We start from the raw sequence: 25,188 nt of genomic DNA on the forward strand, positions 1-25,188 counted from the left end.
TGCTACACTGCAACGGCGCTTTCATTTGTCAGTCCGGGGAAATAGCCATGTTGAAACTAGTTCTGAGTGCCATGATTTCCGTGATGTTCGTCGCGACTCCGGTTGCTGACGTGCAGGCGAAAGCCACCGCAAAGAAAGCTAGCGTCAAGAAGGCCGGCGCGCGCCGTATTGCGCAGGAGAGCGTGATTCCACGCGAGCGCATCGTGAAGCGCGTGATCACCGTGAAGGGCAAGCGCAAGGTCGTTTACCAGAAGGTGACGAATGTGGGCATGATGGCGGCCGCCGCCCGTCCCACCATGGGCGACCTGGCCGGCCTGAACCTCACGCGCGATCCCCTCGACCTGAAATCCAATGTGGCGCTGGTGGTGGACCAGGCCAATTCCGAAGTGCTGTTCGAGAAGAACGCCAACGTGGCGCTGCCCATCGCTTCGATTACCAAGATGATGACCGGCCTGGTGGTGGTGGAAGCCAACCAGGACATGGAAGAAATGCTGACCGTGACCGACGAGGACGTCGATCGCGAAAAATTCTCCAGCTCGCGCCTGAACGTGGGCGACCGGCTCACCCGCCGCAATATGCTGCATATTGCGCTGATGAGCTCCGAGAACCGCGCCGCGTCCGCGCTGGGCCGCAACTATCCGGGCGGGCTGCCGGCCTTTGTGCAGGCCATGAACGCCAAGGCGCAGGAGCTGGGCATGAACGACACCCACTATGTCGATTCCAGCGGTCTCTCCAAGATGAACGTGGCGAGCGCGCGCGACCTGGCCAAGCTGGCGCAGGCGGCATATGAACATCCTATCCTGCGTGAATTCTCCACCGATCCGAAAGCGATCATCGAGCGCAATGGCCGTCCGGTGCAGTTCGGCACCACGAACGGCCTGGTGTCGCCGAAGTCGGGCTGGGAAATCGGCCTGCAGAAGACCGGCTTTATCAACGAGGCAGGCCGCTGCGTGATGATGCAGGCCGTGATCGAAGGCCGCGCCGTCATCATGGTGCTGCTGGATGCGAAGGGCACGGCGGCGCGCGTGGGCGACGCCATCCGCATGAAGAAGTGGCTGACCGCACTGAAGCCTGCCGGCTTCGGCGATCAGTCCGCAGCCGGCATGTAACCGAGGGTGGCCGAGATCTGGTTGGCGGTAGTGACCAGGTCTTCCAGCCACTCTTCCTGCAGGCGGTCGGCCGGCGCCGAGATCGACAGGCCTGCCACCAGTTTCCCCGAATCGTCCCGAATGCCTGCGGCCATGCAGCGCACACCCAGTTCCAGCTCCTCATTGTCGCGCGCGTAGCCGCGTGCGCGCACCAGGCTCAGCTCGCGTTCCAGCTTGCCGAGGTCAGTAATCGAATTCTTGTTGTGGCCCGCCAGGCCGGTGCGCGTGGCGTAGGCGCGGATGGCTTTTGGCTCATCCACCGACAGGAACAGCTTGCCGGTCGAGGTCAGGTGCAGGGGACCGCGGCCGCCGATGGCGCGCACCACCTGCATGCCGGAGCGCTCGGAGAAGGCGCGGTCGATGTAGACGATTTCGTCGCCCTGGCGCACCGAGAGGTTGATGGTCTGCTGGGTTTTCTTGTGCAGCGAACGCATGAAGTCCAGCGCCGCTTCGCGCACGGAGAGGCGGCTCTTCACCACATTGCCCAGTTCCAGCAGGCGCATGCCGAGGCGGTAAGTGCCCGGCTCGATGCGGTCGACAAAACGGGTCAGCACCATATCGTTCAGGATGCGGTGCGCCGTGGAAGGATGCAGGCCCGATACTTTGGACAATTCCTTGAGGCTGACCGGGTCCGGGTACTTGGCAAGCGCATCCAGCAGCGCCACCATGCGCTCAATCACCTGAATGGTGGTCTTTTGTTCCGGGATAATTTCGCTTTTCATGATGTGGTTGGTGCGGTGCAGTATTCGTGCCGTCATTTATACCATGATGTGAAAAAAAGTGGAAATCACGGAGACAATTGCCAGCGGGGCTATAATTGGTGCACCGAATCAAAACTGGATCTCCATGGAACAGCCTGTCAGCGAATTCAAGAGCAAAAGCGGCCTCAAGCGCATCTTCTCGGCCTTCTTCTATTCGATCGACGGTTTCAAGGCGGCCTGGCGCAATGAACACGCTTTCCGCCAGGAGCTGATGCTGTTCGTGCCGGGCTGCGTGGTGGCGCTGCTGCTGCCGGTGTCGGCCTACCAGAAGCTGCTGCTGATCGGCGTGCTGGTGCTGGTGCTAATCGTGGAGCTCATCAATTCCGCGATCGAAGCGGTGGTGGACCGCATTTCGCTGGAGCGCCATCCCTTGTCCAAGAACGCCAAGGACTTCGGTTCGGCCGCGGTCATGCTGGCCTGCCTGCTGGCGGGTGCGACCTGGGCCGTGGTGCTGTTCACGCGCTTTTACTGAACTATATAAGTTCGCGGTATATAAAACTGCGAATTGCTTCGTTCTCTTTTATAAAGGACAGCTCTATTCTGCGATTTCCAAATAACAGGGGAATCACATGCTGTCCAAAAAACTGCTCGCACTCGCTGCCTTCTTTTCGCTGACCGCACAGGCGGCCGATATCAACCTGCTCAACGTGTCCTACGACCCGACCCGTGAGCTGTACCAGGATGTGAATGCCGCCTTCGCCAGGGACTGGAAAGCCAGGACCGGCGACAACGTGAAGATCAAGCAGTCGCACGGCGGCTCCGGCAAGCAGGGCCGCGCCGTGATCGACGGCCTGGAAGCCGATGTGGTGACGCTGGCGCTGGCTTACGATATCGACGCCATCGCCGAGAAGGGCCTGCTTAACAAGGACTGGCAGAAGCGCCTCGGCCATAACTCCACGCCGTACAGCTCGACCATCGTATTCCTGGTCCGCAAGGGCAACCCCAAGGGCATCAAGGACTGGGGCGACCTGGTAAAGCCCGGCATCGCCGTCATCACGCCGAACCCGAAAACCTCGGGCGGCGCGCGCTGGAACCACCTGGCCGCCTACGGCTACGCCCTGCGCCAGCCGGGCGGCAGCGACGCCACGGCGCGCGAATACCTGAAGAAGCTGTACAAGAACGTGCCGGTGCTGGATTCGGGCGCGCGCGGCGCCACCACCACCTTCGTGGAGCGCGGCATCGGCGATGTGCTGCTGGCCTGGGAAAACGAAGCCCTGCTGGCGATCAAGGAACTGGGCCCGGACAAGGTGGAAATCGTGGCGCCGTCCGTCAGCATCCTGGCCGAGCCGCCGGTGGCCATCGTGGACAAGGTCGTGGACAAGCGCGGCACCCGAAAAGTAGCTGAGGCTTACCTGAATTTCCTCTACACTGATGCAGCGCAGGAAATCATCGCCAAAAACTACTACCGCCCAACCGTGGAGAAGGAAGCGAAGAAATACGCTTCGCAATTCCCGGCAGTGAAGCTGTTCACGCTGGCCGATGTGGCGGGCGACTGGACCAAAGCGCAGAAAACACACTTCGCCGATGGCGGCGTGTTCGACCAGATTTACCAGACCAAGTAATCCAGCAAAGGAGAGGGCATGACGGCATCGCTGCTATCGAACTTCCGGGTCCTCGTGGCGCCCGGCCTGTCCAACAGCGGTGCCGAGCACTGGCAGAGCCGGTGGCAGCGCCTGTATCCCTCCTTCGAGCGCGTCAACCAGGACGACTGGGAAACGCCGGACCTGCAGGCCTGGAGCCGCCGCGTGGACGCGGCGCGTTCCGTGGACCGCCGGCCCACGCTGATAGCGGCGCACAGCTTCGGCTGCCTGGCTTCGGTGGTGAGCACGGTGCGCGACCCGCTGGGCATCGAAGGCCTGCTGCTGGTGGCGCTGCCCGATCCCGACAAGTTCGGCCTGGCGGACCAGTTGCCGAAAGAGCCGCTGCCATGCCCGTCCATCGTCATCGGCAGCACCACCGACCCCTGGATGCATATCGATAAAGCCCGCATGTGGGCCGAACGCTGGGGCAGCCGTTTCATCGACATCGGCGCGGCAGGACATATCAATTCCGAATCGGGACTGGGCGACTGGATCTTCGGCCAGCAGCAGTTGCAATTGCTGGCAGAAACAGCGCACAATGGCAGTCCCTTGTCACTTTAACTACCTGGAGAGATTTCCATGACTTTACGCCTCGGCGACACCGCCCCTGATTTCGAGCAGGACTCCTCCATTGGCAAGATCAAGTTCCATGAATGGGCCGGCGATTCCTGGGTGGTGCTGTTCTCGCACCCGGCCGACTTCACGCCGGTCTGCACCACGGAGCTGGGCCTGACCGCCAAGCTGAAACCGGAATTCGACAAGCGCAATGTGAAAGCGATCGCGCTGTCGGTGGACCCGGCGGACGCGCACCGCGAGTGGATCAAGGATATCGAAGACACGCAGAAGACCGTGGTGGGCTTCCCCATCGTTGCGGACTCGGACAAGAAAGTGGCCGGCCTGTACGACATGATCCACCCCGAGGCCAGCGCCACCGCCACCGTGCGTTCGCTGTTTGTCATCGACCCGAACAAGAAGGTGCGCCTGATCATCACCTACCCGATGAGCACCGGCCGCAACTTCGACGAAGTGCTGCGCGTGATCGACGCCCTGCAGCTGACCGACAAGCACAGCGTGGCCACGCCGGGCAACTGGAAGGACGGCGATGACGTGATTATCCCGCTGACCGTGCAGGATCCTGAGGTCATCAAGCAGAAGTATCCGAAAGGCTTTACGGCGCCGCGCCCCTACCTGCGCATTACGCCGCAGCCTAACAAATAAGAATTTACTGCAGCGTCACCGGAGAGCGCCCATCGAGGCGCTCTTTTTGCATCCAGGCCTCCTGGCTGCGCAGCAGCTCGCGCAGGGCGCTGATCTCGGTGCGGGCCTTGACGATGCATTGGGGATTGGTGCGGCCTGCGGGCGGTTCATATTCCACCGCAGCGAGGATGGCGTGACAGATGCCGTCGAGCTTTTCCGTCGCGTGCGAGGGCAGGGCGGCTTGCCGGAATTCTTCGTGAATGGCCTTGGTGGCCGCGAAAACCGTCGCTTTCTCGAATTTGGTATAAGCCTGCAGGGCCATTTCAGTCAGGTCGCACAGGCGGTCAGTCAGCAGCAAAGCACTATTCATGGTATGTCTCCGTTATGGTCGTTTGGACTGCCTGAGGACCATGGTAGACCTTATATAAGCAAATGACAAAAGGTTAGTTTGAGATATAACGGCTGTCTGCGATTATTCGCCCCTATTAGTCGAAAATGTAATAAGAGGGAGTGTATATGTCAGCAGTCGCTATACCGGCGGCCACGCCGGTAGCCGTGAAGCCGCGCAGCGCGCCTTACCGCGTAATGCCGGGCTTCAAGCTGTCGCTGGGCTTCACGCTGTTCTACCTGACGCTGATCGTCCTGATTCCGCTGTCTGCCGTGTTCCTGAAGACCTTCACCATGACCTGGGAGGCTTTCTGGGCAGCGGTGACGTCGGAACGCGTGGTGGCTTCCTATAAGCTGACCTTCGGCGCTTCGCTGATCGGTGCGGCCATCAATGTGGTTTTCGGCGGCATCGTGGCCTGGGTGCTGGTGCGCTACCGCTTCCCCGGCAAGCGCATCATCGACGCGCTGGTGGACCTGCCGTTCGCGCTGCCGACCGCCGTTGCCGGCATTACCCTGACCGCCCTGTATTCCTCGAACGGCTGGATCGGCCGCTACGTCGAAGGCGTGTTCGGGCTCAAGGTTGCCTTCACGCCGGTGGGCGTGGTGCTGGCCCTGACCTTCATCGGCCTGCCTTTCGTGGTGCGTACCGTGCAGCCTGTGCTGCAGGACGCCGAGCGCGAACTGGAAGAAGCGGCGGCCAGCCTTGGCGCCTCGCCGCTGCAGACCTTCGCGCGCGTGGTGTTCCCCACCATCCTGCCGTCGCTGATGACCGGCTTCGCGCTGGCCTTCGCGCGCGCCACCGGCGAATACGGCTCGGTGATTTTCATCGCCGGGAACATGCCGATGGTGTCCGAGATTACGCCCCTGTTCATCATCACGAAACTCGAACAGTACGACTATGCAGGCGCCACCGCCATTGCGGTGGTGATGCTGATTGCCTCCTTCATCATGCTGTTGACGATTAACCTGTTGCAGGCCTGGGCCCGCGGAAAGTCGGGGAAATAAGATGGCAACTCCACATCGTGGCGAACTGCCATCCGTTTCTGAAGTGCTGGAGCCGGCATGGGTGCGCTATGCGCTCATCGGCGTTGCACTGGCCTTCCTGACCCTGTTCCTGTTCGTGCCGCTGGTAGCCGTGTTCACCGAAGCGCTGCGCAAGGGCTGGGAGGTATATGTTGAAGCCATCCTCGATGAGGATGCGATTGCGGCCATCAAGCTCACGCTGATTACGGCGGCGATTGCAGTGCCGCTGAATCTCGTGTTCGGCGTCGCCGCATCGTGGGCGGTGGCGAAATTCGAATTCCGTGGCAAGAGCGTGCTGCTCACGCTGATCGACCTGCCGTTCTCCGTGTCGCCCGTGATTTCGGGCCTGATCTATGTGCTGCTGTTCGGCGCCCAGGGCTGGTTTGGCGAATGGCTGGCGGCGCACGACATCAAGATCCTGTTCGCGGTGCCCGGCATCGTGATCGCGACCATCTTCATCACCTTCCCCTTCGTGGCGCGCGAGCTGATTCCATTGATGCAGGCGCAGGGCAGTGAGGAAGAAGAAGCGGCGGTGGTGCTGGGCGCCTCCGGCTTCCAGACCTTCTTCAGGGTGACGCTGCCGAACATCAAATGGGGCCTGCTGTATGGCGTGATCCTGTGTAATGCCCGCGCGATGGGCGAGTTCGGCGCGGTGTCGGTGGTATCCGGCCATATCCGCGGCGAGACGAACACCATGCCGCTGCAGGTCGAGATCCTCTACAACGAATACAACTTCGTGGCCGCCTTCGCCGTGGCCTCGCTGCTGGCGCTGCTCGCCCTGGTCACGCTGGCCCTGAAAACCTTTATCGAATGGCGTCTGCACGAGAACTACGCCGACGACGCAACGGAGCACTGATATGACGATCGCAGTCAAGAACATCAACAAGCGTTTCGGCGACTTCGTCGCCCTCAACGACGTTTCGCTGGACTTCCCCCAGGGCGAACTGACCGCGCTGCTCGGCCCCTCTGGCTGCGGCAAGACCACGCTGCTGCGCTGCATCGCCGGCCTGGAGCACCCGGACTCGGGCCAGGTGCTGCTGGACGGGCAGGACGCGTCCGACCGCCACGTACGCGAACGCCAGGTGGGCTTCGTGTTCCAGCACTATGCGCTGTTCAAGCACATGACCGTGTTCGAGAACGTGGCCTTCGGCCTGCGCGTGAAACCACGTTCGGAGCGCCCGTCGGAAGACCAGATCCGCCGCAAGGTGAAGGACCTGCTGGAGCTGGTGCAGCTGGACTGGCTGGCCGACCGCTATCCACCGCAGCTGTCCGGCGGCCAGCGCCAGCGTATCGCGCTGGCGCGCGCGCTGGCCGTTGAGCCGCGCGTGCTGCTGCTGGATGAACCGTTCGGCGCGCTGGACGCAAAGGTGCGCAAGGAACTGCGCCGCTGGCTGCGCCGCCTGCACGACGACCTGCACGTGACCTCCATCTTCGTGACGCACGACCAGGAAGAGGCGCTGGAAGTGGCGGACCAGGTGGTGCTGATGAACAAGGGCCGCGTCGAGCAGCTGGGCGCGCCGGATGAAGTGTATAACCATCCGGCTTCGCCGTTCGTCTATGGCTTCCTCGGCAATGTGAACGTATTCCATGGCCGGGTGCACGGCGGCGTGCTGGCCACTGACGGCATCGAACTCGATGTGCCGGAAGCGACGGCGGAAGGCAAGGGCATCGCCTATGTGCGCCCGCACGACCTGGAAATCGACCGCTATGCGGCCGGGGCGGAAGGCATTGTGGTGAAGCTGCGCCGTGCGCACGCCATCGGCCCGCTGGCCCAGCTTGACCTTGAACGCGCCGACAATGCGGAGCTGATCGAAGCCACGATCTCGAACGACCGCTTCCGCCACCTCGACCTGAAAGAAGGCGAGACGCTGGTGGTCCGTCCCAAGCGTGTACGTGTGTTCGTGGACGAAGGAGCCGCCATATGAACTTCCAGCAGCTGCGTTCCATCCGTGAGGCCGCGCGCCGAAACTACAACCTGACCGAGGTGGCGAATGCGCTGTTCACGTCGCAGCCCGGCGTGAGCCGCCAGATCCGGGAGCTGGAAGACGAGCTGGGCGTGGTGATCTTTGAACGCAACGGCAAGCGCCTGACGGGGCTGACGGAGCCGGGCAAGGGCATCCTGAAGATTATCGACCGCCTGCTGGTGGAGGCCGAGAACCTGCAGCAGGCCAGCCTCGAATACAAGGGGCAGAGCAGTGGCACGCTCACCATCGCAGCGACGCACACGCAGGCGCGCTATGCGCTGCCGCGCGCCGTGCAGGCCTTCCGCAGCGCCTTCCCGGACGTGCGCATCGCACTCCAGCAGAGCGCACCGGAGCACATAGCGGAATGGGTCTTGTCCGGCAAGGCGGATATCGGTATTGCGACCGAAGGCCTGTCGCAGTTCCCCGACCTCGTTTCCTTCCCATGCTACCGCTGGAGCCACCTGATCGTGGTGCCGGACGGGCACCCGCTGCTGGCGCGCAATCCCGTGAAGCTGGAAGACCTGGCCGAATTCCCGCTGATCACCTATGACGTCGGCTTTACCGGCCGTGGCCACATCGACGCGGCGTTCGCCAAGGCCAATGTGCGGCCGGACATCGTGTTGACCGCGATGGATTCGGACGTCATCAAGCAATACGTGGCGCTCGGCCTCGGCGTTGGCCTGGTTGCCTCGATGGCGTTCGACCACGGGCGCGACAAGGGGCTGCGCGCGATCGAAGCCTCGCACCTGTTCGCCGTGAACACCACGCGTCTGGCAGTGCGCCGCGGCGCCTACCTGCGCTCCTACGCCTACGAATTCATCCAGCAATTTGCCCCCGACCTCAAGCGCCGCGACATCGAAACCGCACTCCTCGGCCCCGAAGCTGCATAATTGCTTAATTGGGGACAGACCCCAATTATTAAATTATGTGCCGGAGGACAGATGCACAGACTATTCGCCGCCGCCTGCTGTGCGGCGTCGCTGCTTGCAATGGCGGCTTTCGCGGCCTTCATCCAGAACTGGCTCCCAAAGAGCATCGACACTGGCGCCCCACCGTTTGACGGCGGGCTGGCCACCAACCTTGTTCTGCTCGCCGCTTTCGGTGTCGTGCACAGTCTCATGGCGCGGCCGGCATTCAAGCGCGCGCTGTATGGCAAACAGCCGTCACTGGACCGTCCCGTATATATCCTGGTCAGTGCGCTGCAGTTATGGATGCTTATTGTCTGGTGGACGCCCATGCCGCAAGTGTTGTGGCACATGGATGCGCCATGGCCGGTGGCGTGGTACGGCCTGTTCTTACTGGCCAACCTGCTGGTCGCCTGGGCCGTGTACAGCATCGATGCCTTGCACTTCTTCGGCCTGCGCCGGCAGGAGCCACCGTTCGCGCTGAAAGGTCCATACCGTTTCGTGCGGCATCCCATCCAGACGGGCCTGATACTGGCGCTATGGGCGACACCGCATATGAGCGCTGGCCATGCCTTGATGGCCGCAGTGTTAAGCGTCTACAGCATTGCTGCCACTTTGGGACTGGAAGAGCGCGACCTGGAACGGGCGCTTGGGGAGGACTACAGGAAGTATCGCGATGCGGTGCCCGCGTTGCTGCCATGGCGCCGCAAAAAAATGAGGACAGACCCTTAAAAAATAAATAGGGCCTGTCCCCAATTATCTCCCCGATTATCACCAGCTGTAATTCAGCTTGGCGTAGTAGTAGCGGCCGTTGAAGCCTGCCGGCGAGAAGTTACTGTAAGGGTAGATGCCGTTGGTGTTCAGGTTACCCAGCGTCGTCGTCTTGTCCGGATAGCTGTCGGTCAGGTTGTCGATGCCGGCGGTAACGCGCCAGTTCTTGCCCAGCCTGACGCTGCCCGATACATCCAGCACCCACTGCTTGCCGAATTCCTGGTCCAGCGCCGCGTTGTTCTGCGGGACGGTGAATTCGCCATACTGCGTGGCCAGGCCGCGCAAGCTCCAGATGCCCGCCGTGTAGTCCGCGCCGAGGCTGAACTTGTCCTTCGGCGTGCCCACGGTATTGCGCAGCGTGGTCTGGCGGTCGATCAGCAGCAGCTTGTTCGCAGTCAGCAGCGCTGGATTCTCCGCAATCTTCTCCACCGTCGTCTTGTTGTGGTTATACGCTGCGGTGAAATCGAAGCGCCCGGCCGCGTTCAGGTCGAGGCGATAGGTGCTGACGATATCGACACCGGTGGTTTTGGTATCGATGGCGTTGGTGAAGTAGCGGCCGGCGCCGACCACTATGCCCTGGGAGGCCAGCGCATTCTTCAGCGCGTCCGGCAGCGTCATGTTGGCGGACAGCGCGATACGGTCATCCACCGTAATGCGGTAGACGTCCACCGTGGTGTTGAAGTTGCGGTTCGGCTGCAGCTGCAGGCCGACGCTCAGATTGCGTGCTTTTTCCGCCTTCAGCTGCTGCGCGCCGAGCGCCCTGGCTGCGGCGCTGTTGGTGGCGAAGGTGCCGGTTTCGATGGGCGTGTTCACACCGTTCACCACCGCGAAGTTGGTGGTGGTGATGGTGTAGAACTGCTGCGCCAGCGAAGGCGCGCGGAAGCCGCTCGATGCCGTACCGCGCAGCGAGACCGCGTCGTTGAAGGCGTAGCGCGCCGAGGCCTTGGCCGAGGTGGTGCTGCCGAAATCGCTGTAGTGCTCATAGCGTGCCGCGATGGCGCCGGACAGCTTTTGCGTCAGCTGCGCTTCCAGGTTGACGTAGGCGGATTCGTTGTGGCGGCTGTTCTTGCCGGCATTGACAGGACGGAAGCCGCTGAAGCCCTGCGAGCCAGTGCCCACATACGATGCTTCGTCGCCCGCGTCGATCTCGTAGCTTTCGCGGCGCGCTTCGATACCGGTTGCCACGGTCAGCGGGCCGGCCAGGCCTGCGACAGGAAGCTCGCGCGCCAGGTCGAAGTTGAAGACCTTCTGCGTGTTCTTCAGCTGGCCCAGGTGGAAGTGGGTTGGGCTCTTGTCGAGCAGCGTGAGGTTGGCGGTGTTATCGATATCCAGCCAGAATCGGTTGCTGCCGTAGTCGAAGCTGGTATCCCAGCGCCAGCCGCCGATGTCGCCGCGCAGGCCGATCACGAAGGACTGGTCGGTGCTCGTGCTGTTCTGCAGCGGCAGGAAGCCGTTCGGGAACAATGGCGAACGGCCGAAGGTACGCCAGGTGGCGGCAGCTTCTGTATCGCGCTCGCCGTACTGGCCGAAGGCGTAGAAGTCGGTGTTCTCGCCCACCTGGTACTGCGTGTTGAAGAAGATGTTGCGCGGTTTGGTTTCCGAATCGCCGTAACGCTGGGTCACCTTGCCGTACAGCGGGTCAGCCGCATTGCGGGTGTCTGCCCCGGCGCGGTTGGTTGGATCGCGGTCGGCCGCTTCGGCGGCGATGCGCAGCCAGCCCTTGTCGCCCAGCGCGAAACCGCCGGAGGCCTTCAGCGTGACCTGCTTGCCGTCGCCTTCGCTGTATTCGCCGTAGCCCACTTCGACGTCGCCGCCTTTCGGTCCCTTCTTCAGGATGATGTTGACCACACCCGCAATGGCATCCGAGCCATACTGGGCCGAGGCCCCGTCGCGCAGCACTTCGATGTGATCGATGGCCGACAGCGGAATGGCATTGATATCGACCGGCGAGGAACCGCGGCCCACGGTGCCGTTCACGTTGACGACGGCGGTGGTATGGCGGCGCTTGCCGTTCACCAGCACCAGGGTCTGGTCTGGCGACAGGCCGCGCAGCGTGGCGGGACGCACCGCGTCGCTGGCATCGGTGCCGGACGGGCGCGGGAAATTCATCGATGGCAGCAAGCGCGCCAGCACGGTGGCCAGTTCGGTGGAGCCGGTGCTTTGCAGTTCCTTGGCGCCGATGATGTCGATCGGCGATTCGGAATCGGCGGTGCGGCGGTTCTTTGCGTAGGTGCCGGTAACGACGACAGTCTGCAGTTCGGCTTCGGGCGCCTGCGCCTGTTGGGCAAAGGCGGGAACGGTGATGGTGCTGATCAGGGACAGGGCCAGCAGTGCGCGGCCGGAATTCGGGTGGCGATGGCGGGTGCTCATGTAAACACTTTATGTTGTTAAATGAGCCGCCATGTTAGCGGCCGGCCGCGCGCTTGCGAACGATCCGTTTCAGCTTTGCTTATACGCGTCGAGCATATACGGCTGAGTTCGCGACAGGAGGGGCCTGGCCCCAGGGTGTCGCGAACTCGGCTGTGTTTATTGGCCGGGGTTGGGTGTTTCGGCGTGGATGGCGTTGATGGCGTCGACCAGTTCGGGCTTGAGCTTCACCGTGTAGGCGTCGATGTTGGCGTTCAACTGGTCGAGCGTGGTGGCGCCGATGATGGTGGAGCCGACGAACCAGCGCGAGTAGCACCACGCCAGCGCGAGCTGGGTTGGCGTGAGGCCGTTGGCGCGCGCCAGTTGGGCATACTGCGCCACCACCTTCCACACGCCGGGACGCAGGTAGCGTGGGCTCCAGGTCGGCGGGAAGATGGTGAGCCGGCCGTGCGCGTTGCGGTCGTCGTGATACTTGGCCGTGAGCTGGCCGAAAGCAAGCGGGCTATATGCCAGCAGGCTTACTTCTTCGCGGTAGCAGGTTTCGTCCAGCAGGCTGGTTTCGAAATGGCGCGCGCTCAGGTTGTACAGGTTCTGGATGGTGGCGATGCGCGGCAGGCCTTTCATCTCCGACTGCCTGGTGAATTCCATCACGCCCCAGCTGGATTCGTTCGATACGCCGATGTGGCGGATCTTGCCTTCGTCCACCAGCTTGCCCAGCGCGGCCAGCGTTTCTTCCACCGCAACCGAAGGCCGCTCCTTCTCCGGCTGGAACACGCTGGCGCCGAAGATCGGCACGTTGCGGCTGGGCCAGTGCAGCTGGTACAGGTCGATGTAGTCGGTCTGCAGGCGCTTCAGGCTCGCGTCCACCGCCGCGCGCAGGTTTTTCTCATCGAAGTTTTGCCGGCCGCTGCGCACCCAGCCCAGGCCGGGATTGGGGCCGGCCGCTTTGGTCGCCAGCACCACATCCGCACGGCGGCCGGTTTTCTTCAGCCAGCTGCCGATGAAGCGTTCGGTGGAACCTTGCGTTTCCGCGCGCGGAGGCACGGGATACATCTCCGCCGTGTCGATGAAGTTGATGCCACGTTCGAGTGCGAGATCGAGCTGGCTGTGCGCTTCGGCTTCGGTGTTCTGCTGGCCGAAGGTCATTGTGCCGAGGCAGATCTTCGTGACTTCGAGGTCGGTGCGTCCGAGTTTGACCTTGTCCATATCAGCCCCGCAGCGCGTCCGCGCAGTCGCGCACCAGCGCAGGGCCGGCGTAAATCAGGCCGCTGTACAGCTGCACCAGCTGCGCGCCCGCTGCGATTTTCGCTTTCGCATCCGCCCCCTTCATGATGCCGCCCACGCCGATGATCGGCAGCGCATCGCCCAGTTCCGCTTTCAGCAGGCGAATGACATTGTTGGACAGCTCGAATACCGGCGCGCCGGACAGGCCGCCTGCTTCCGCGCCATGCTGCATGCCTTCCACCGCCGTGCGGCTCAGCGTCGTATTGGTGGCGATCACGCCGTCGATCTTGTGGCGCAGCAGCGCGTCGCCGATGTTTTTCACCTGGTCGCCGTCCATGTCCGGCGCGATTTTCAGGGCCAGCGGCACATAGCGCTGGTGCCGGTCGGCGAGGCGCTGCTGCGCGTCCTTGAGTTGCGCGAGCAGGCCGTCCAGCTCCGAGCCGCCCTGCAGCTGGCGCAGGTTCTTGGTGTTGGGCGAGGAGATATTGACCGTGACGTAGCTAGCATACGGATAGACTTTTTCCAGGCAATGCAGGTAGTCGTCCGCCGCGCGCTCGATCGGCGTGTCGGCATTCTTGCCGATGTTCAGGCCCAGCACACCTTCCTTGCCCTGGTAGAAGCGCGAGGACTGCACATTGGCCACGAAGGCGTCCACGCCACCGTTATTGAAGCCCATGCGGTTGATGATGGCGTGCGCCGCCGGCAGGCGGAACATGCGCGGCTTGGGATTTCCCGGCTGCGCGCGCGGTGTTACCGTGCCCACTTCGATGGAGCCGAATCCAAGGTCGGCCAGCGCGTCGATGAAGGCGCCGTCCTTGTCCAGGCCCGCCGCGAGGCCGACAGGGTTCTTGAACAGCAGGCCCATGACGGTGCGCGGGTCCGGTTTGGGCTGGCGCACGAAGGCGTGCGTAAGGCCCAGCGCGGACAGGCGTTTCAGGGCAGGGAGGGTGAAGTGGTGCGCGCTTTCGGCGTCCATCGAGAACAGCAGGGGACGCGCGAGGGAGTACAGGAATTTGTCGGACATGGGGCAATCTGCAAATGAATTGCCGCCATTTTACCTTGCCATCACGCTCCAGACGCCTTTGCGGCGGGCTTCCAGCGGCTGGAAGTTGATCTTGTAGTTCATCTTCTGGCTGTCTTCGATCCAGTAGCCGAGGTAGACGAAGGGCAGCCCCAGTTCGCGTGCCTGGGCGATCTGCCACATGATGTTGTAGGTGCCGAAGGAGGCGCCCGGCACGTCCGGATCGAAGAAGGTATACACCGAGGACAGGCCGTCGCTCAGCATGTCGATGATGCTGACCATGCGCAGCGTGCCGTCCGGCTCGCGGAATTCCACCAGCCGCGTGTTGACGCGGCTTTGCAGCAGGAACTGCGCGTACTGGTCGCGGCTGTCCTGGTCCATGCCGCCGCCGGCGTGACGCGTGCTCTGGTAGCGCAGGTAGAGGGCGTAGTGTTCGTCGGAGAAGGACAGCGTGGCGACGCCGGTGGTGAGCTGGCTGTGTTTCGCCCAGGCGCGGCGCTGGCCGCGGTTCGGCTGGAACCCGGTGGCCACCACCCGCACCGGGATGCAGGCCTGGCAGCCGTCGCAATAGGGGCGGTAGGTGAAGATGCCGCTGCGGCGGAAGCCGTTCTTGACCAGCTCGGAATAGACGTCGGCGTTGATGAGGTGCGAAGGGGTGGCGACCTGCGAGCGTGCCTGCCGTGCATCCAGATAGCTGCAAGGGTAGGGGGCAGTCGTGTAGAACTGCAGTGTCGCAAAGGGCAGATCGTTCAGCTGCGTCATGCAATCAGTCCGTGAGGAGTTGGCGAAGCATGGTCATATCATAGCGCTTTCCAGCCACCTTCTGTGTTAGCTATCGCTCAGAGCTTGCCACAAACGGGGGAATCGGCGTCCAGTCGCGGATGCGCGGCTTGTCGATGGCCTGCTCCAGGTGGGCCAGGAAGTCGCTGCGCGGAATCGGCGAGGCGCCCAGCGAGGCCAGGTGCCCGGTCTCCTGTTGACAATCGATCATCGTTACGCCGTGCAGCCTGAGGAAGTGCACCAGCCAGGCCAGGGCCACCTTGGAGGCGTCCGTGACGCGGGCGAACATGGATTCGCCATAGAACATCCGGCCGATGGAGACGCCGTAGGCGCCGCCCACCAGTTCGCCGTCCAGCCACACTTCCGAGGAATGGGCGAAGCCCAGCTTGTGCAGGCCGGTGTAGCCGCGCACGATGTCCTCGGAGATCCAGGTGCCCGGGCCGTCCTTGCGCGGGGCAGCGCAGGCGCGCATCACCTGCTCGAAGGCGCTGTCGAAGCGCACCTGCCAGCGGCCGTCGGTGCGGCTGCTCCTTTCGACTTTTTTCAGGGTCTTTTTAAGGCTGTCCGAGACGCGGAAGTTCTCCGTCATCAGCACCATGCGCGGGTCGGTGCTCCACCACAGGATAGGCTGGCCTTCCGAAAACCAGGGAAAGATGCCGCGCTGGTAGGCGGCCAGCAGGCGCTGCGGCGAGAGGTCGGCGCCAGCCGCCAGCAGGCCGGGCGCCTCGGTGGTCAGCGCTTCGGAAACGTCGGGAAAAGGCGTGTGGGCGTCGAGCCAGGGGATCATGAATCGGTGATCGGACGCATGGGACGGGTGATGTCGTGCTCGTGGAAGCCATAGCCGGCGCCTTCGCGCACCTTTTTGCGGTCGGCGAAGAACAGCTCCAGCGTTTTGCGGATGGTGGGGAAGGCCAGCTCATCCCATGGGATCTCGGCTTCCGTGAACATTTTTACATCGAGGCTTTCCTCGCCTGGCGCAAAATCGAGGTCGCGCAGCGTGGCGAGATAGAACATGTGCACCTGGTGTACGTGTGAAACGTTAAGCAAGGTGAACAGTTTGCCAAGGTCGATATTGGCCCCGGCTTCTTCCTGCGTTTCGCGGGCGGCGGCATCGGCGGTGGTTTCATTGTTTTCCATGAAGCCGGCCGGCAGGGTCCAGAAGCCGTAACGGGGCTCGATGGCGCGCTTGCACAGCAGGATCTTCAGCTCGCCGTCACGCTCCCAGACCGGAATGGAGCCGATCACCATCTTGGGATTCTGGTAGTGGATGGTCGAGCAGTTGACGCACACATAGCGCGGGCGGTTATCGCCGGCAGGCACGGCCAGTTCGACCGGGTGGGCGCATTCTGAGCAGAATTTCATGGAAAAAGGATCAAAACTTGTCTAGTGCTTTACTTTACACCGCCTGCCGCGCAGACGGTGGACACTGCTGGCAAAATAAATTCGGCCTATCGTCCAGAATGCCGGGATTAAGATTGCCTAAATCTCTCAAAGGGCCTATAATACTTGCATCAGACGCGGGGTGGAGCAGTCTGGCAGCTCGTCGGGCTCATAACCCGAAGGTCACAGGTTCAAATCCTGTCCCCGCAACCAGAATTTCAGAGAGAACCGTCTCAGGCATCCGCCGGGGCGGTTTTTTTTCGTCTTGAGGCGCCCGATCGGGCTGGCCGCTGCGGCCGGGCTGCATATCTTGCTGCTTGTGATCACGCTACGCGGTATGCAGGCCACCATTCCCGTTTCTCCGCTGGTGGTGCGTTCGCAGCCGGTATGGGTCAGGCTACCGCCGCCCTTGCCGGCCGTGCGCTCTGGCGTGGCTCCTGTCGTTTCGCCCGCGCCCATGCCGCAGCCGAAGTCCCAGCCTGAGCAGCAGCCGATTCGCCGCGCGCCGGCAGAAGCCGTTGCTGCGCCGGTGCCCGAGGCCGAACCATCTGGTGCGCCGCCAATCGGTACAGCGGACCTGGTTCGGATGGCGGGCGAGGTAGGGAAGGAGCTGTCTGCAGGCGAGAAGACCGGCGCCCTGCCGGACTCGTTCCAGCGCAGGCTGGAACGGGGAATGCAGGCGGCGCGCGATGGCGTGAAGCCGAAATGGTATGAGGGGGCGCGCATGGAACTGTTCAGCGCCCCCAACGATCCGCGCAAGATCTACAAGATCACCACGGCTTTCGGCGAGTACTGCGTTTTTTATCCGGACAAGACGAAAGGGGATTCGGGGGCCGCAAGCTACGGGCAGCCAACTATCTCCTCCTGCCCGGTCCGCTTTTGATCAGCGCCCGTCCGCCGCACGCAGGAAAGCGATCATCTCATCGTTCATGGCCCGGCCGATGCGCAGGATAGGCTCGCTTTCAGTGGCAATCCTGAAGCGCTGGATGGTTTCCGGCCTTGAGCCGACCATGTCATGGAACAGGGCCATCCACTTGGCCGACAGCGCACGCGCCGCCGGGTTATTGGGCGAAGGATCGGCGCGCATCTGCGTTTTGATCTGCTCGATCAGGCCAGGCCATTCCTGGCCGCGCGTCTCCAGATGCTTGCGCATCTGGGCCAGCTCGTCCGGCAGCAGATATTTGGCATACAGGCGGAGTTTCACCTCGTTGATGGTGCGCATTACATAGGACCGCATATCGAGGCTGATGCCGGTTTCCTTCTGGACGGAAGGCTCGTTGACATGCATGCGGTCGAGGCGGCGCAACAGGTCGGCACTGCCGCCGGTGTCGCGGTCGAGCAGTTCCATCCAGCGCAGGCCCAGCTCGTGCGCGTCGCTGGGGGCGAGGCCGGATTCCATCGCCTGCCTTACCTGCATCACCAGCAGTTTCCAGTCAAATTCCGCTTCCGGGTTCTGATACAGCGGCAGCTGGTCGAGTTCTTCCTTCGAAAAATACTTCTCATACATAGTCATCTGCTCCAAGGTCGTTAGCCACACGGCCAGCTCCGGTTCCTCGCCTTTGGAGAGCTGCCCACGCAGGCGCTGCAGCTGCGCGCGCATGCGGCCGGCTTCTTCAATCTGCCGGTCGATCGCTGCAATCTGCTGGCCCACGATGGACAAGGGCGAGGCCTCGGGATTGGCCAGGAAAGCTCCGATTTCGGTCAGCGCCATGCCGAAACGGCGCAGCGCCTGGATCTGATGCAGGCGGACGACATCCTGATGGTCGTACAGGCGATAACCGGCGTCGGAGCGCGCTGAAGGCCGGAGCAGGCCGATGCTGTCGTAATGGTGGAGGGTGCGGACCGTGAGGCCCGCCTTTTGCGCCAGTTCACCAACTTTCAGCATCGATCAGCTCCTGTTCTTCATGCGTGACGCCAGCTTGGAGCCTGACGTTGCGTGAGGGTCAATAGCGAGATAATCGGTTATTCCTGCTTTTTTGGCAACAACTTAGCCTTCTTTGGGTACTGCCAGACTGGCCCAGAGGTGGGCTGCCGCCATGGTGCGGTGCGGCTGGTACTGCTGCAGCAAGCGCTCGGTACGCGCCATATCCGGTTTGCTTTCCTCGCCCAGCAGGCGCTGCAGGGCGGCGCGGATGGCCACGTCCCCATGCAGGGAGCAGTCAGCGTAGCCATAGCCCCGCAGCAGGCCGTAATTGACGGTCCAGGGGCCAATGCCCTTCACCGCCAGCAGGTTCGCGCTGATGGCCTCGATCGGATTGCCGGCGCTGGGCGCCAGGTCCAGCTCGCCGCTTGCGACCAGTTTCGCGAAGCGCAGCAGGGTCTCCGCCTTGGCTGTGGAGAACTTCCGGCTTGTGAGGTCTTCTGCCGTCAAACTGGCGGCATCTTGCGCCTCCGGATAGCACCACAGCCCGCTGCTATGCTGGCGCCCGGCCTGCAGGATGAAGGTGCGGCGCAGGGAAATTGCGAAGGGCAGGTTGATTTGCTGGCCGATAATGGCCCAGGTCAGCGCCTCGAACACGGTGGCCGACTGCACGATGCGCAGGCCCGGCTGCGAGGCAACCAGCTTGCCGAGCAAGGCATCGTCCCTGGCGAAAGCACTGAATTCGGCCGGATCGATGCGCAGGCCGAGGATATTCACCGCCGCCTCGCGCACCTGTGCGGCGAGTGCAGCGGGAAACTTGCGCAGGCCGGGCAGGTCGGCATTCGCTTCGCACACCGCTTCATGGCGGCCGAAACGGACGTCGAGCACCACGGCGGCGCCATCGAGCAGCATGCCTTTGCGGAGCCCCTGTTCGCTGACTTCCTCGGCCACGCTTTCGGCATCGCGGCGATGGAAGCTCATCACATCCTGCAAGCGGTAGCCCTCGGGCAGGGCGAGCGTAAAGCGCTGCTTCATGCTGCCTGCTTTATCCAGGGCAGCTTCGGCTTGTAGCCCGTCACGAGCGCGGTGCCGGTGATGACGATGGCGGCGCCGACAACGGTGTACCAGCCCACGATCTCCTGCAGGAAGAGCGTGCCCCACAGGATGCCGAACAGCGGGTTCAGGAAGGTGACGGTAAGCGCCGAAGTGGGGCCAACGTCACGGATCAGGCGGTAATAGAGCAGGTAGGCCACACCGCTGCACAATACGCCGAGCGCCAATGCGGCGGCCATGATGCCCACGGTAGGCTCGCCCGGCTGCGGGAACACGGCCAGCGCGGGCATCACCAGCAGGGCGGCGGCCCACATGCTGCCGTGCGCATTGGCGAAAGGCTCCACCGCCTTGGCCGACTTGGCGTAGGTACTGGCGATGCCGTAGTTAAAGGCGGCAAACAGGGCGGCGGCAATCGCAATACCTGCGCCCTCGCGCGAACTCACATGGTCGAAGCCGACCAGCAGGGCCACGCCCGCGGTACCGAGGACCAGGCCCAGCATGACCTTCGCGCTCACCATCTGGCGCTGCCACACGGCGCTGATGATGGCGCCCCAGATCGGCGCGGTGGCATTCAGCACCGACAGGACGGAGGCCGACAGCGTCTTCGCGGCATAGGCAAACAGCAGGAAGGGCAGGGCGGAATTAAAGAAACCGAGGATCAGGTAATGCTTCCAGTGCTCGCGCAGCGACAGCGCCTTGCGCGTGACGAGGGCAATCGCCGCCAGGAACAGCGCCGCGAACACCAGCCGGTACTCGATCAGCACGGCCGGACCCAGCACGGGCGCCGCAATCCGCATAAACAAAAACGAACCGCCCCAGATGGCGGCCAGCAAAATCAGACGCAACAAATTCGCAGTACTCATATTCTCCTTCTACAGCTCAGTTCGTGTCCACCATGGGGTCAGACCCGAATATGGACACAGGCTCGGCCATGTAGCGCTTGAGTTCGTGTCCACATTCGGGTCTGACCCCATGGTGGACACGGGCTCGGCAATTGGCTAGCTGGTTCTTGCGGTTGAATTCGGGTCAGACGGCGCAGAGTTCGGTGGTGGCGGGCTCGAGGGCGGCGGCGTGGTTGACTTGCAGGGCGGAGGGGACGCCGTTCTTTACCGCCGTCAGCTCGGCCAGGATCGAGATCGCGATCTCGGCCGGGGTCTTGCTGCCGATGTAGAGGCCGATCGGGCCGTGCAGCTTCCCCAGCTGGGCTTCGCTCAGGTCGAACTGCAGGAGCCGCTCGCGGCGCTTGGCATTGTTCACGCGGGAGCCGATGGCGCCGACGTAGAAGGCGTCCGATTTCAAAGCTTCCATCAGGGCCAGGTCGTCCAGCTTGGGATCGTGCGTCAGCGCCACAACTGCGCTGCGTGAATCGAGCTTCATGTCGATGACCAGGTCGTCCGGCATGGCATGCACCAGCTTTACTTCCGGCAGCTGCCAGCCGGCGCGGTACTCTTCGCGCGGGTCGCACACGGTGACGTGGTAGTCCATCGCGCTGGCAATCTGCGCGAGGAAGCGCGAGAGCTGGCCGGCGCCGATGATCAGCAGGCGCCAGCGCGGGCCATGCTGCGTGGTCAGCGTGTCTTCCGTCAGCGTGAGCACGGCGCCGGCACCGGCTGCATTCAGGCTGACCGCGCCCGTTCTGAGGTCGAGGCGGCGCTCCACCAGCTGGTGCTGTTCGAGACGTTCCAGCAGCTCGGCGATGCGGCTCTCCGCACCCAGCGGCTCGATCGAGAGCTGGATGGTCCCGCCGCAGGGCAGGCCGAAGCGGTGCGCTTCGTCTGCCGTGATGCCGTAGCTGACGATTTCGGGCGCGGTGCGCGTGATGCCGTTCTTGCGCACACGGTCGATCAGGTCATCTTCGATGCAGCCGCCGCTCACCGAGCCGACCACGCGGCCATCGTCGCAGATGGCGAGCGTGGCGCCGACCGGGCGCGGGCTGGAGCCCCAGGTCTTGATGACGGTAACGAGTTCGCAGCGGTGCCCTGCGGCGATCCATGCTGCGCTGGTCTTGAGTACTTCGAGGTCGATGCTGTCCATGGCGCCTAATATACACGGACTTATTTGCGCTTGCTGCAGACCGCTTTCATTGCCCCGGCATAAAGGTTGTCACTGCCCACTTCCTCGGGATCGTAGGCTTCGAACTTGTAGGTGCCGAGCGCTTCGCCGCGTGCCATCGGCTGTTCGTAGAACAGCTGGGTCTTCAGCGTGATGGTGCGCGCTTCGCAGTCGTACAGGTGCTGCGCGCGTACCGAGCGGTAAGGTTTGCCGTCCGGCGTGAGCTGGTCCTTGCTGAAGGTGTGCAGGGTCCAGGCCTTGCGGCCTTCGCTGCTTTTGCGGATGCTGGATTTGTCGAGATAGAGCGTGCTGCCCTTGTCGCTGCCTGTTTTGGTCCATGGCGCCGCCCCGGCCGCCAGGGGCAGCAGCAGGAGCAGCGCACACAGGATCTTCATGGCTTTACGGCGTCAGCGGACGCTTGGCAGCTTGCTTCGATTTGATTTCGGCCACGGTGCGGTCGATCGGCGCCATGCGGCCCGTGGCGTTCGGGTGCGTGGCGCTGTAGCCGTTCAGCACCGATGGCGGATACTGGGCATATACGCGCTGCCAGAAGCTCTTGTATTTGTCGATGCTGTAGCCGGCGCGCGCCAGCATGTAAAGCGCCAGGTTGTCGGCGGCGATTTCCATATCGAGCGGGTAGGCTTTCATGCCCGCCGTGCCGATCAGCATATTCAGGTCCGGGCTCACGCTGGCCAGGTTGTCGATGATGCTGCCGATGGCGGCGTTGTTGCGCATCGAGACCGAGTGGCCCAGCACATTGTGCGCAATGTCCTTGGCCAGTACATAGGCCAGGTGGTCGTCGCTCTGCGCAAAGTTGATCATGCCGCGCGTGACCAGTACACGGCTGCCGTCTGCGTAGGAGTTGATATTGTCCGAGTTGCCGAGATCGACGCGGATCGCGCAGGCGCGCGTCACCGGCACGTTCAGCGTCTGCTTGCTGCCGCCGCGGGCAATCGTCATGTTCAGCGAGGCGCGGCTCGATACCAGCGGGCCGAAGACGGCGGCGGCTTTCGATTCGGCGTCGCGGCCGGTCGGCAGGTTTTTGCCGTCGGCGGCAATCAGGTCGTCGCCCTTGCGCAGGCCGGCGCGTGCGGCGCCGCTGCCGGGCAGGATGCCGGAAACCTGCAGCACGTCGTCATAATTCAGCACGGCGGCCGCGGCGTCGTTGTATTCGCCGGGGTAGGAGAAGCGGTTCTTGGCGGTGAAGCCAAGCAGGTTGCGCGCCTGCGTGCGGCACAGGTCGGCGCTGCCGATCAGGATAGGCGCGGCCACGCGGTACAGGCGGTCCTGCAGGCTTACCATGGTGCGCAGCGCTTCGCGTGCGGCGGCCTGGCGCGGTGTCACAACGGGAGCGGCGGCCGGTGGCGGCACTTGCACCAGCGGCGAGGTGTCGGGTGGCGGAGGCGTGGTGGCGCAGGCGGACAGCAGCAGGGCCGCTGCCGTGGCGCTCAGCGCGGCCCAGGCGCGATTGGTGGGCTTCTTGTTCTTGTCTCCTGCCATTTTCCTTCTTCCTCAGTGTTTTCCGGTGCTGCCGAAGCCCCCTTCGCCGCGTTCGCTGGCGCCGAATTCTTCGACGACGTTAAAGCCGACTTGCAGGACCGGTACGATAATCAACTGGGCGAGGCGTTCCATCGGGTTCAGCGTAAAGGCGCTGTGGCCGCGATTCCAGGTCGAGACCATCAGTTGGCCCTGATAGTCGGAGTCGATCAAGCCTACCAGATTCCCAAGAACAATGCCGTTCTTATGGCCCATGCCGGAGCGCGGCAGGATCATGGCCGCATAGCCCGGATCGGCGATGTGGATGGACAGGCCGGTGGGAATCAGCACGGTCTGGCCGGCTTCGATCACCATGGGCGCATCGATGCAGGCCCGCAGGTCCAGGCCCGCGCTGCCAGGCGTTGCATAGGCCGGCATCTGTTCTTTCATGCGCGGGTCGAGGATTTTGACGTCGATAGTCTTCATTTGCGGCGGAACAGCGAGTGCTGGTCGATTCGTTTCGAGATTTCGGAAATCAGCTGGCGGGCCAGCGTCAGTTTGTCGGCGCGCGGCAGGATGGTGTGGCCATGTTCGTCGAACAGGATGATGGTGTTGTCGTCCTGGCCGAAGGTGTGGTGGCCGATATTCCCCACCAGCAGGGGAATGCCCTTGCGTTCGCGCTTGGCGGCGCCGTATTCAATGAGGTTTTCGGATTCGGCGGCAAAGCCCACGCAGTAAGGGTGCCCCGCCAGCGAGGTGCGTGCTGCCGCAGCCGCGAGGATGTCCGGGTTCTGCACGAACTCCAGCTGCGGCACGGCGCCGTCGGCTGTTTTCTTCACCTTCTGCGTGCTCGGATTCGTCACGCGCCAGTCGGCAACGGCCGCCACGGCGACGAAGACGTGCTGGCCGTCCAGCGCCGCCATCACGGCATCGTGCATCTGCTGTGCGCTCTGCACGTTGATGCGGGTGACGCCGAACGGTGTTTCCAGCGCGGTAGGGCCGGAAATCAGTGTGACCTCGGCGCCTGCTTCACGGGCGGCGCGCGCCACGGCATAACCCATCTTCCCGGAGGACAGGTTGGTAATGCCGCGCACCGGGTCGATGGCCTCGAAGGTCGGGCCGGCGGTAATCAGCACGCGTTTGCCTGCCATGACTTTCGGCTGGAAAGCCGCAACCAGTTCCGCCAGCAGCTGCGCCGGTTCCAGCATGCGGCCCATGCCCACTTCACCGCAGGCCTGGTCGCCCGCAGCCGGGCCCAGGATGGCGATGCCGTCCTCGCGCAGCTGCGCCACATTGCGCTGGGTTGCAGGATTGGTCCACATTTCCACGTTCATTGCGGGGGCAACCAGCAAGGGCACGTGGCGCGGACGGGCAACGCACATGGTCGACAGCAGGTCGTCGCAGGCGCCGTGCGCCAGCTTGCGGATGAAGTCCGCGGAGCAGGGCGCGATGATGATGGCGTCCGCCTCGCGCGTCACGTCAATGTGCGCCATATTGTTGGCCACGCGCGGATCCCACTGGCTGCTGTACACCTGCTTGCCGGACAGCGCCTGCATGGTGACTGGCGTGATGAAGTGTTCGGCCGCATCCGTCATCACCACCTGCACCGAGGCGTCTTCCTTCGTCAGCGCGCGGCACAGTTCCGCAGCCTTGTAGCAGGCCACGCCGCCGGACAGGCCAAGAACGATCTTTTTGCCAGTCAGTTCCATGATGCCTCCTCGCTTACCGGTTCACCCGGCGCAATTCGTCCAGTATAAACAGCGCCGCGCCCACGCAGATGGCGGAGTCGGCGATGTTAAAGGCCGGGAAGTGGCCGATGCCGCTCCAGTGGAAATCCAGGAAGTCGATCACGTGGCCATACACCAGGCGGTCGATCACATTGCCGATGGCGCCGCCCAGGATCAGCGCCAGGGCCCAGCAGAACAGGCGCTGGCCCGAATGCTTGCGCAGCAGGTAGACGATGTACAGTGCCGCGCCGATGCCGATGGCGGTGAAGAAGTAGCGCTGCCAGCCGCTCTCGTTGGAGAGGAAGCTGAAGGCCGCGCCGCGGTTATAGGCCAGAACGAGATTGAAGAAGCTGGTGATCACCTTCTCTTCGCCATAGACGAAGAGTTTGCTGATGGTGATCTTGGACAGCTGGTCGAACAGGATGACGACAGCGGCGATACCGAGCCACGGGGTCAGGCTCGCCGGGTTGCTCGAAAACGTTTTTTTAGTGGCCATGTGTGATGTGGTGGG

28 protein-coding genes and 1 tRNA gene are annotated in these 25,188 nt (G+C 63.1%); 12 read left to right on the plus strand and 17 right to left on the minus strand.

What is annotated here, in order from left to right; genetic code table 11:
* Positions 1 to 47 precede the first annotated feature (47 nt).
* Positions 48 to 1,109, plus strand: coding sequence for a serine hydrolase (locus ACJRPG_RS02580; protein WP_407998478.1), 1,062 nt, complete (start codon positions 48 to 50; stop codon positions 1,107 to 1,109).
* On the opposite strand, the gene ACJRPG_RS02585 is transcribed toward ACJRPG_RS02580, so the two are convergent.
* On the minus strand, positions 1,088 to 1,870 hold the full coding sequence (locus ACJRPG_RS02585; RefSeq protein WP_407998666.1) for an IclR family transcriptional regulator: 783 nt from the start codon (positions 1,868 to 1,870) through the stop codon (positions 1,088 to 1,090). The genes ACJRPG_RS02580 and ACJRPG_RS02585 overlap by 22 nt on opposite strands.
* 124 nt (positions 1,871 to 1,994) lie before the next feature.
* Between ACJRPG_RS02585 and ACJRPG_RS02590 the strand changes: the two genes are divergently transcribed.
* The 4 genes from ACJRPG_RS02590 (at position 1,995) to ACJRPG_RS02605 (ending at position 4,707) form a co-directional block, all read left to right on the plus strand.
* On the plus strand, positions 1,995 to 2,381 hold the full coding sequence (locus tag ACJRPG_RS02590) for a diacylglycerol kinase (RefSeq protein WP_407998479.1): 387 nt from the start codon (positions 1,995 to 1,997) through the stop codon (positions 2,379 to 2,381).
* A 97-nt stretch (positions 2,382 to 2,478) separates the two neighbouring features.
* On the plus strand, positions 2,479 to 3,471 hold the full coding sequence (locus ACJRPG_RS02595; protein WP_407998480.1) for a sulfate ABC transporter substrate-binding protein: 993 nt from the start codon (positions 2,479 to 2,481) through the stop codon (positions 3,469 to 3,471).
* Between the two features lie 18 nt (positions 3,472 to 3,489).
* Positions 3,490 to 4,050, plus strand: a complete 561-nt coding sequence (locus ACJRPG_RS02600) for an RBBP9/YdeN family alpha/beta hydrolase (RefSeq protein WP_407998481.1) — start codon at positions 3,490 to 3,492, stop codon at positions 4,048 to 4,050.
* A gap of 18 nt (positions 4,051 to 4,068) precedes the next feature.
* On the plus strand, positions 4,069 to 4,707 hold the full coding sequence (locus ACJRPG_RS02605; RefSeq protein ID WP_407998482.1) for a peroxiredoxin: 639 nt from the start codon (positions 4,069 to 4,071) through the stop codon (positions 4,705 to 4,707).
* 4 nt (positions 4,708 to 4,711) lie between these two features.
* Here ACJRPG_RS02605 and ACJRPG_RS02610 read toward each other — a convergent pair whose 3' ends face one another.
* Positions 4,712 to 5,056 (minus strand): hypothetical protein, encoded by a 345-nt coding sequence (locus tag ACJRPG_RS02610; RefSeq protein ID WP_407998483.1) that lies wholly within the window; start codon positions 5,054 to 5,056, stop codon positions 4,712 to 4,714.
* Between the two features lie 215 nt (positions 5,057 to 5,271).
* Between ACJRPG_RS02610 and cysT the strand changes: the two genes are divergently transcribed.
* The 5 genes from cysT to ACJRPG_RS02635 are packed head-to-tail and all read left to right on the plus strand — an operon-like array spanning position 5,272 to position 9,697.
* Positions 5,272 to 6,078, plus strand: coding sequence for a sulfate ABC transporter permease subunit CysT (gene cysT / locus ACJRPG_RS02615; protein WP_407998667.1), 807 nt, complete (start codon positions 5,272 to 5,274; stop codon positions 6,076 to 6,078).
* A 1-nt stretch (position 6,079) separates the two neighbouring features.
* Positions 6,080 to 6,952 carry a sulfate ABC transporter permease subunit CysW gene (gene cysW / locus ACJRPG_RS02620; RefSeq protein WP_407998484.1) on the plus strand — a complete coding sequence of 291 codons (873 nt, stop codon included), beginning with the start codon at positions 6,080 to 6,082 and terminating at the stop codon, positions 6,950 to 6,952.
* A gap of 1 nt (position 6,953) precedes the next feature.
* Entirely contained in the window at positions 6,954 to 8,021 is a 1,068-nt protein-coding gene (locus tag ACJRPG_RS02625) for a sulfate/molybdate ABC transporter ATP-binding protein (protein ID WP_407998485.1), read from the plus strand.
* Positions 8,018 to 8,950 carry a CysB family HTH-type transcriptional regulator gene (locus ACJRPG_RS02630; protein ID WP_407998486.1) on the plus strand — a complete coding sequence of 311 codons (933 nt, stop codon included), beginning with the start codon at positions 8,018 to 8,020 and terminating at the stop codon, positions 8,948 to 8,950. The genes ACJRPG_RS02625 and ACJRPG_RS02630 overlap by 4 nt, the downstream gene beginning before the upstream one ends.
* 51 nt (positions 8,951 to 9,001) lie before the next feature.
* Complete coding sequence (locus ACJRPG_RS02635) at positions 9,002 to 9,697, plus strand: methyltransferase family protein (RefSeq protein WP_407998487.1); 696 nt, start codon at positions 9,002 to 9,004, stop codon at positions 9,695 to 9,697.
* A gap of 39 nt (positions 9,698 to 9,736) precedes the next feature.
* Here the strand turns inward: ACJRPG_RS02635 and ACJRPG_RS02640 are convergent, their stop codons facing one another.
* From ACJRPG_RS02640 to ACJRPG_RS02665, 6 genes are all read right to left on the minus strand, one after another.
* Positions 9,737 to 12,106, minus strand: a complete 2,370-nt coding sequence (locus ACJRPG_RS02640; protein ID WP_407998488.1) for a TonB-dependent receptor plug domain-containing protein — start codon at positions 12,104 to 12,106, stop codon at positions 9,737 to 9,739.
* Between the two features lie 156 nt (positions 12,107 to 12,262).
* Complete coding sequence (locus ACJRPG_RS02645; RefSeq protein WP_407998489.1) at positions 12,263 to 13,309, minus strand: aldo/keto reductase; 1,047 nt, start codon at positions 13,307 to 13,309, stop codon at positions 12,263 to 12,265.
* A 1-nt stretch (position 13,310) separates the two neighbouring features.
* Positions 13,311 to 14,351: a quinone-dependent dihydroorotate dehydrogenase gene (locus ACJRPG_RS02650; protein WP_407998490.1), complete on the minus strand. Its 1,041-nt coding sequence runs from the start codon at positions 14,349 to 14,351 to the stop codon at positions 13,311 to 13,313.
* Between the two features lie 30 nt (positions 14,352 to 14,381).
* Positions 14,382 to 15,110 (minus strand): arginyltransferase, encoded by a 729-nt coding sequence (locus ACJRPG_RS02655; RefSeq protein ID WP_407998491.1) that lies wholly within the window; start codon positions 15,108 to 15,110, stop codon positions 14,382 to 14,384.
* Positions 15,111 to 15,180: 70 nt separating this feature from the next.
* Positions 15,181 to 15,915 carry a leucyl/phenylalanyl-tRNA--protein transferase gene (gene aat, locus ACJRPG_RS02660; RefSeq protein ID WP_407998492.1) on the minus strand — a complete coding sequence of 245 codons (735 nt, stop codon included), beginning with the start codon at positions 15,913 to 15,915 and terminating at the stop codon, positions 15,181 to 15,183.
* Complete coding sequence (locus ACJRPG_RS02665) at positions 15,912 to 16,490, minus strand: NUDIX hydrolase (RefSeq protein ID WP_407998493.1); 579 nt, start codon at positions 16,488 to 16,490, stop codon at positions 15,912 to 15,914. The genes aat and ACJRPG_RS02665 overlap by 4 nt, the downstream gene beginning before the upstream one ends.
* Before the next feature lie 154 nt (positions 16,491 to 16,644).
* Between ACJRPG_RS02665 and ACJRPG_RS02670 the strand changes: the two genes are divergently transcribed.
* Both ACJRPG_RS02670 and ACJRPG_RS02675 read left to right on the plus strand, forming a co-directional pair.
* Positions 16,645 to 16,721 (plus strand) — tRNA-Met (locus tag ACJRPG_RS02670).
* Between the two features lie 106 nt (positions 16,722 to 16,827).
* Entirely contained in the window at positions 16,828 to 17,391 is a 564-nt protein-coding gene (locus ACJRPG_RS02675; protein ID WP_407998494.1) for a hypothetical protein, read from the plus strand.
* On the opposite strand, the gene ACJRPG_RS02680 is transcribed toward ACJRPG_RS02675, so the two are convergent.
* From ACJRPG_RS02680 to lspA, 9 genes are all read right to left on the minus strand, one after another.
* Complete coding sequence (locus tag ACJRPG_RS02680) at positions 17,392 to 18,393, minus strand: MerR family transcriptional regulator (protein WP_407998495.1); 1,002 nt, start codon at positions 18,391 to 18,393, stop codon at positions 17,392 to 17,394.
* Positions 18,394 to 18,495: 102 nt separating this feature from the next.
* Positions 18,496 to 19,404, minus strand: a complete 909-nt coding sequence (locus ACJRPG_RS02685; protein ID WP_407998496.1) for a DNA-3-methyladenine glycosylase family protein — start codon at positions 19,402 to 19,404, stop codon at positions 18,496 to 18,498.
* Complete coding sequence (locus tag ACJRPG_RS02690) at positions 19,401 to 20,285, minus strand: DMT family transporter (RefSeq protein ID WP_407998497.1); 885 nt, start codon at positions 20,283 to 20,285, stop codon at positions 19,401 to 19,403. The genes ACJRPG_RS02685 and ACJRPG_RS02690 overlap by 4 nt, the downstream gene beginning before the upstream one ends.
* A gap of 163 nt (positions 20,286 to 20,448) precedes the next feature.
* Positions 20,449 to 21,456, minus strand: a complete 1,008-nt coding sequence (locus ACJRPG_RS02695; protein WP_407998498.1) for an XdhC family protein — start codon at positions 21,454 to 21,456, stop codon at positions 20,449 to 20,451.
* Positions 21,457 to 21,476: 20 nt separating this feature from the next.
* The gene (locus tag ACJRPG_RS02700; RefSeq protein WP_407998499.1) at positions 21,477 to 21,869 is read right to left on the minus strand and encodes a surface-adhesin E family protein; all 393 of its coding nucleotides are present in this window, start codon (positions 21,867 to 21,869) and stop codon (positions 21,477 to 21,479) included.
* Positions 21,870 to 21,873: 4 nt separating this feature from the next.
* Positions 21,874 to 22,974: a M48 family metalloprotease gene (locus ACJRPG_RS02705; protein WP_407998500.1), complete on the minus strand. Its 1,101-nt coding sequence runs from the start codon at positions 22,972 to 22,974 to the stop codon at positions 21,874 to 21,876.
* 12 nt (positions 22,975 to 22,986) lie between these two features.
* Positions 22,987 to 23,436 (minus strand): dUTP diphosphatase, encoded by a 450-nt coding sequence (dut, locus tag ACJRPG_RS02710; RefSeq protein WP_407998501.1) that lies wholly within the window; start codon positions 23,434 to 23,436, stop codon positions 22,987 to 22,989.
* Positions 23,433 to 24,659 (minus strand): bifunctional phosphopantothenoylcysteine decarboxylase/phosphopantothenate--cysteine ligase CoaBC, encoded by a 1,227-nt coding sequence (coaBC, locus tag ACJRPG_RS02715; protein ID WP_407998502.1) that lies wholly within the window; start codon positions 24,657 to 24,659, stop codon positions 23,433 to 23,435. Before coaBC ends, dut begins: the two co-directional genes overlap by 4 nt.
* A 13-nt stretch (positions 24,660 to 24,672) precedes the next feature.
* Complete coding sequence (gene lspA, locus ACJRPG_RS02720; RefSeq protein ID WP_407998503.1) at positions 24,673 to 25,173, minus strand: signal peptidase II; 501 nt, start codon at positions 25,171 to 25,173, stop codon at positions 24,673 to 24,675.
* Between the last annotated feature and the right edge of the window lie 15 nt (positions 25,174 to 25,188).

It is taken from the genome of Pseudoduganella rhizocola (assembly GCF_045984285.3).
In the GTDB taxonomy this organism is placed as follows: Bacteria; Pseudomonadota; Gammaproteobacteria; order Burkholderiales; family Burkholderiaceae_D; genus Rugamonas.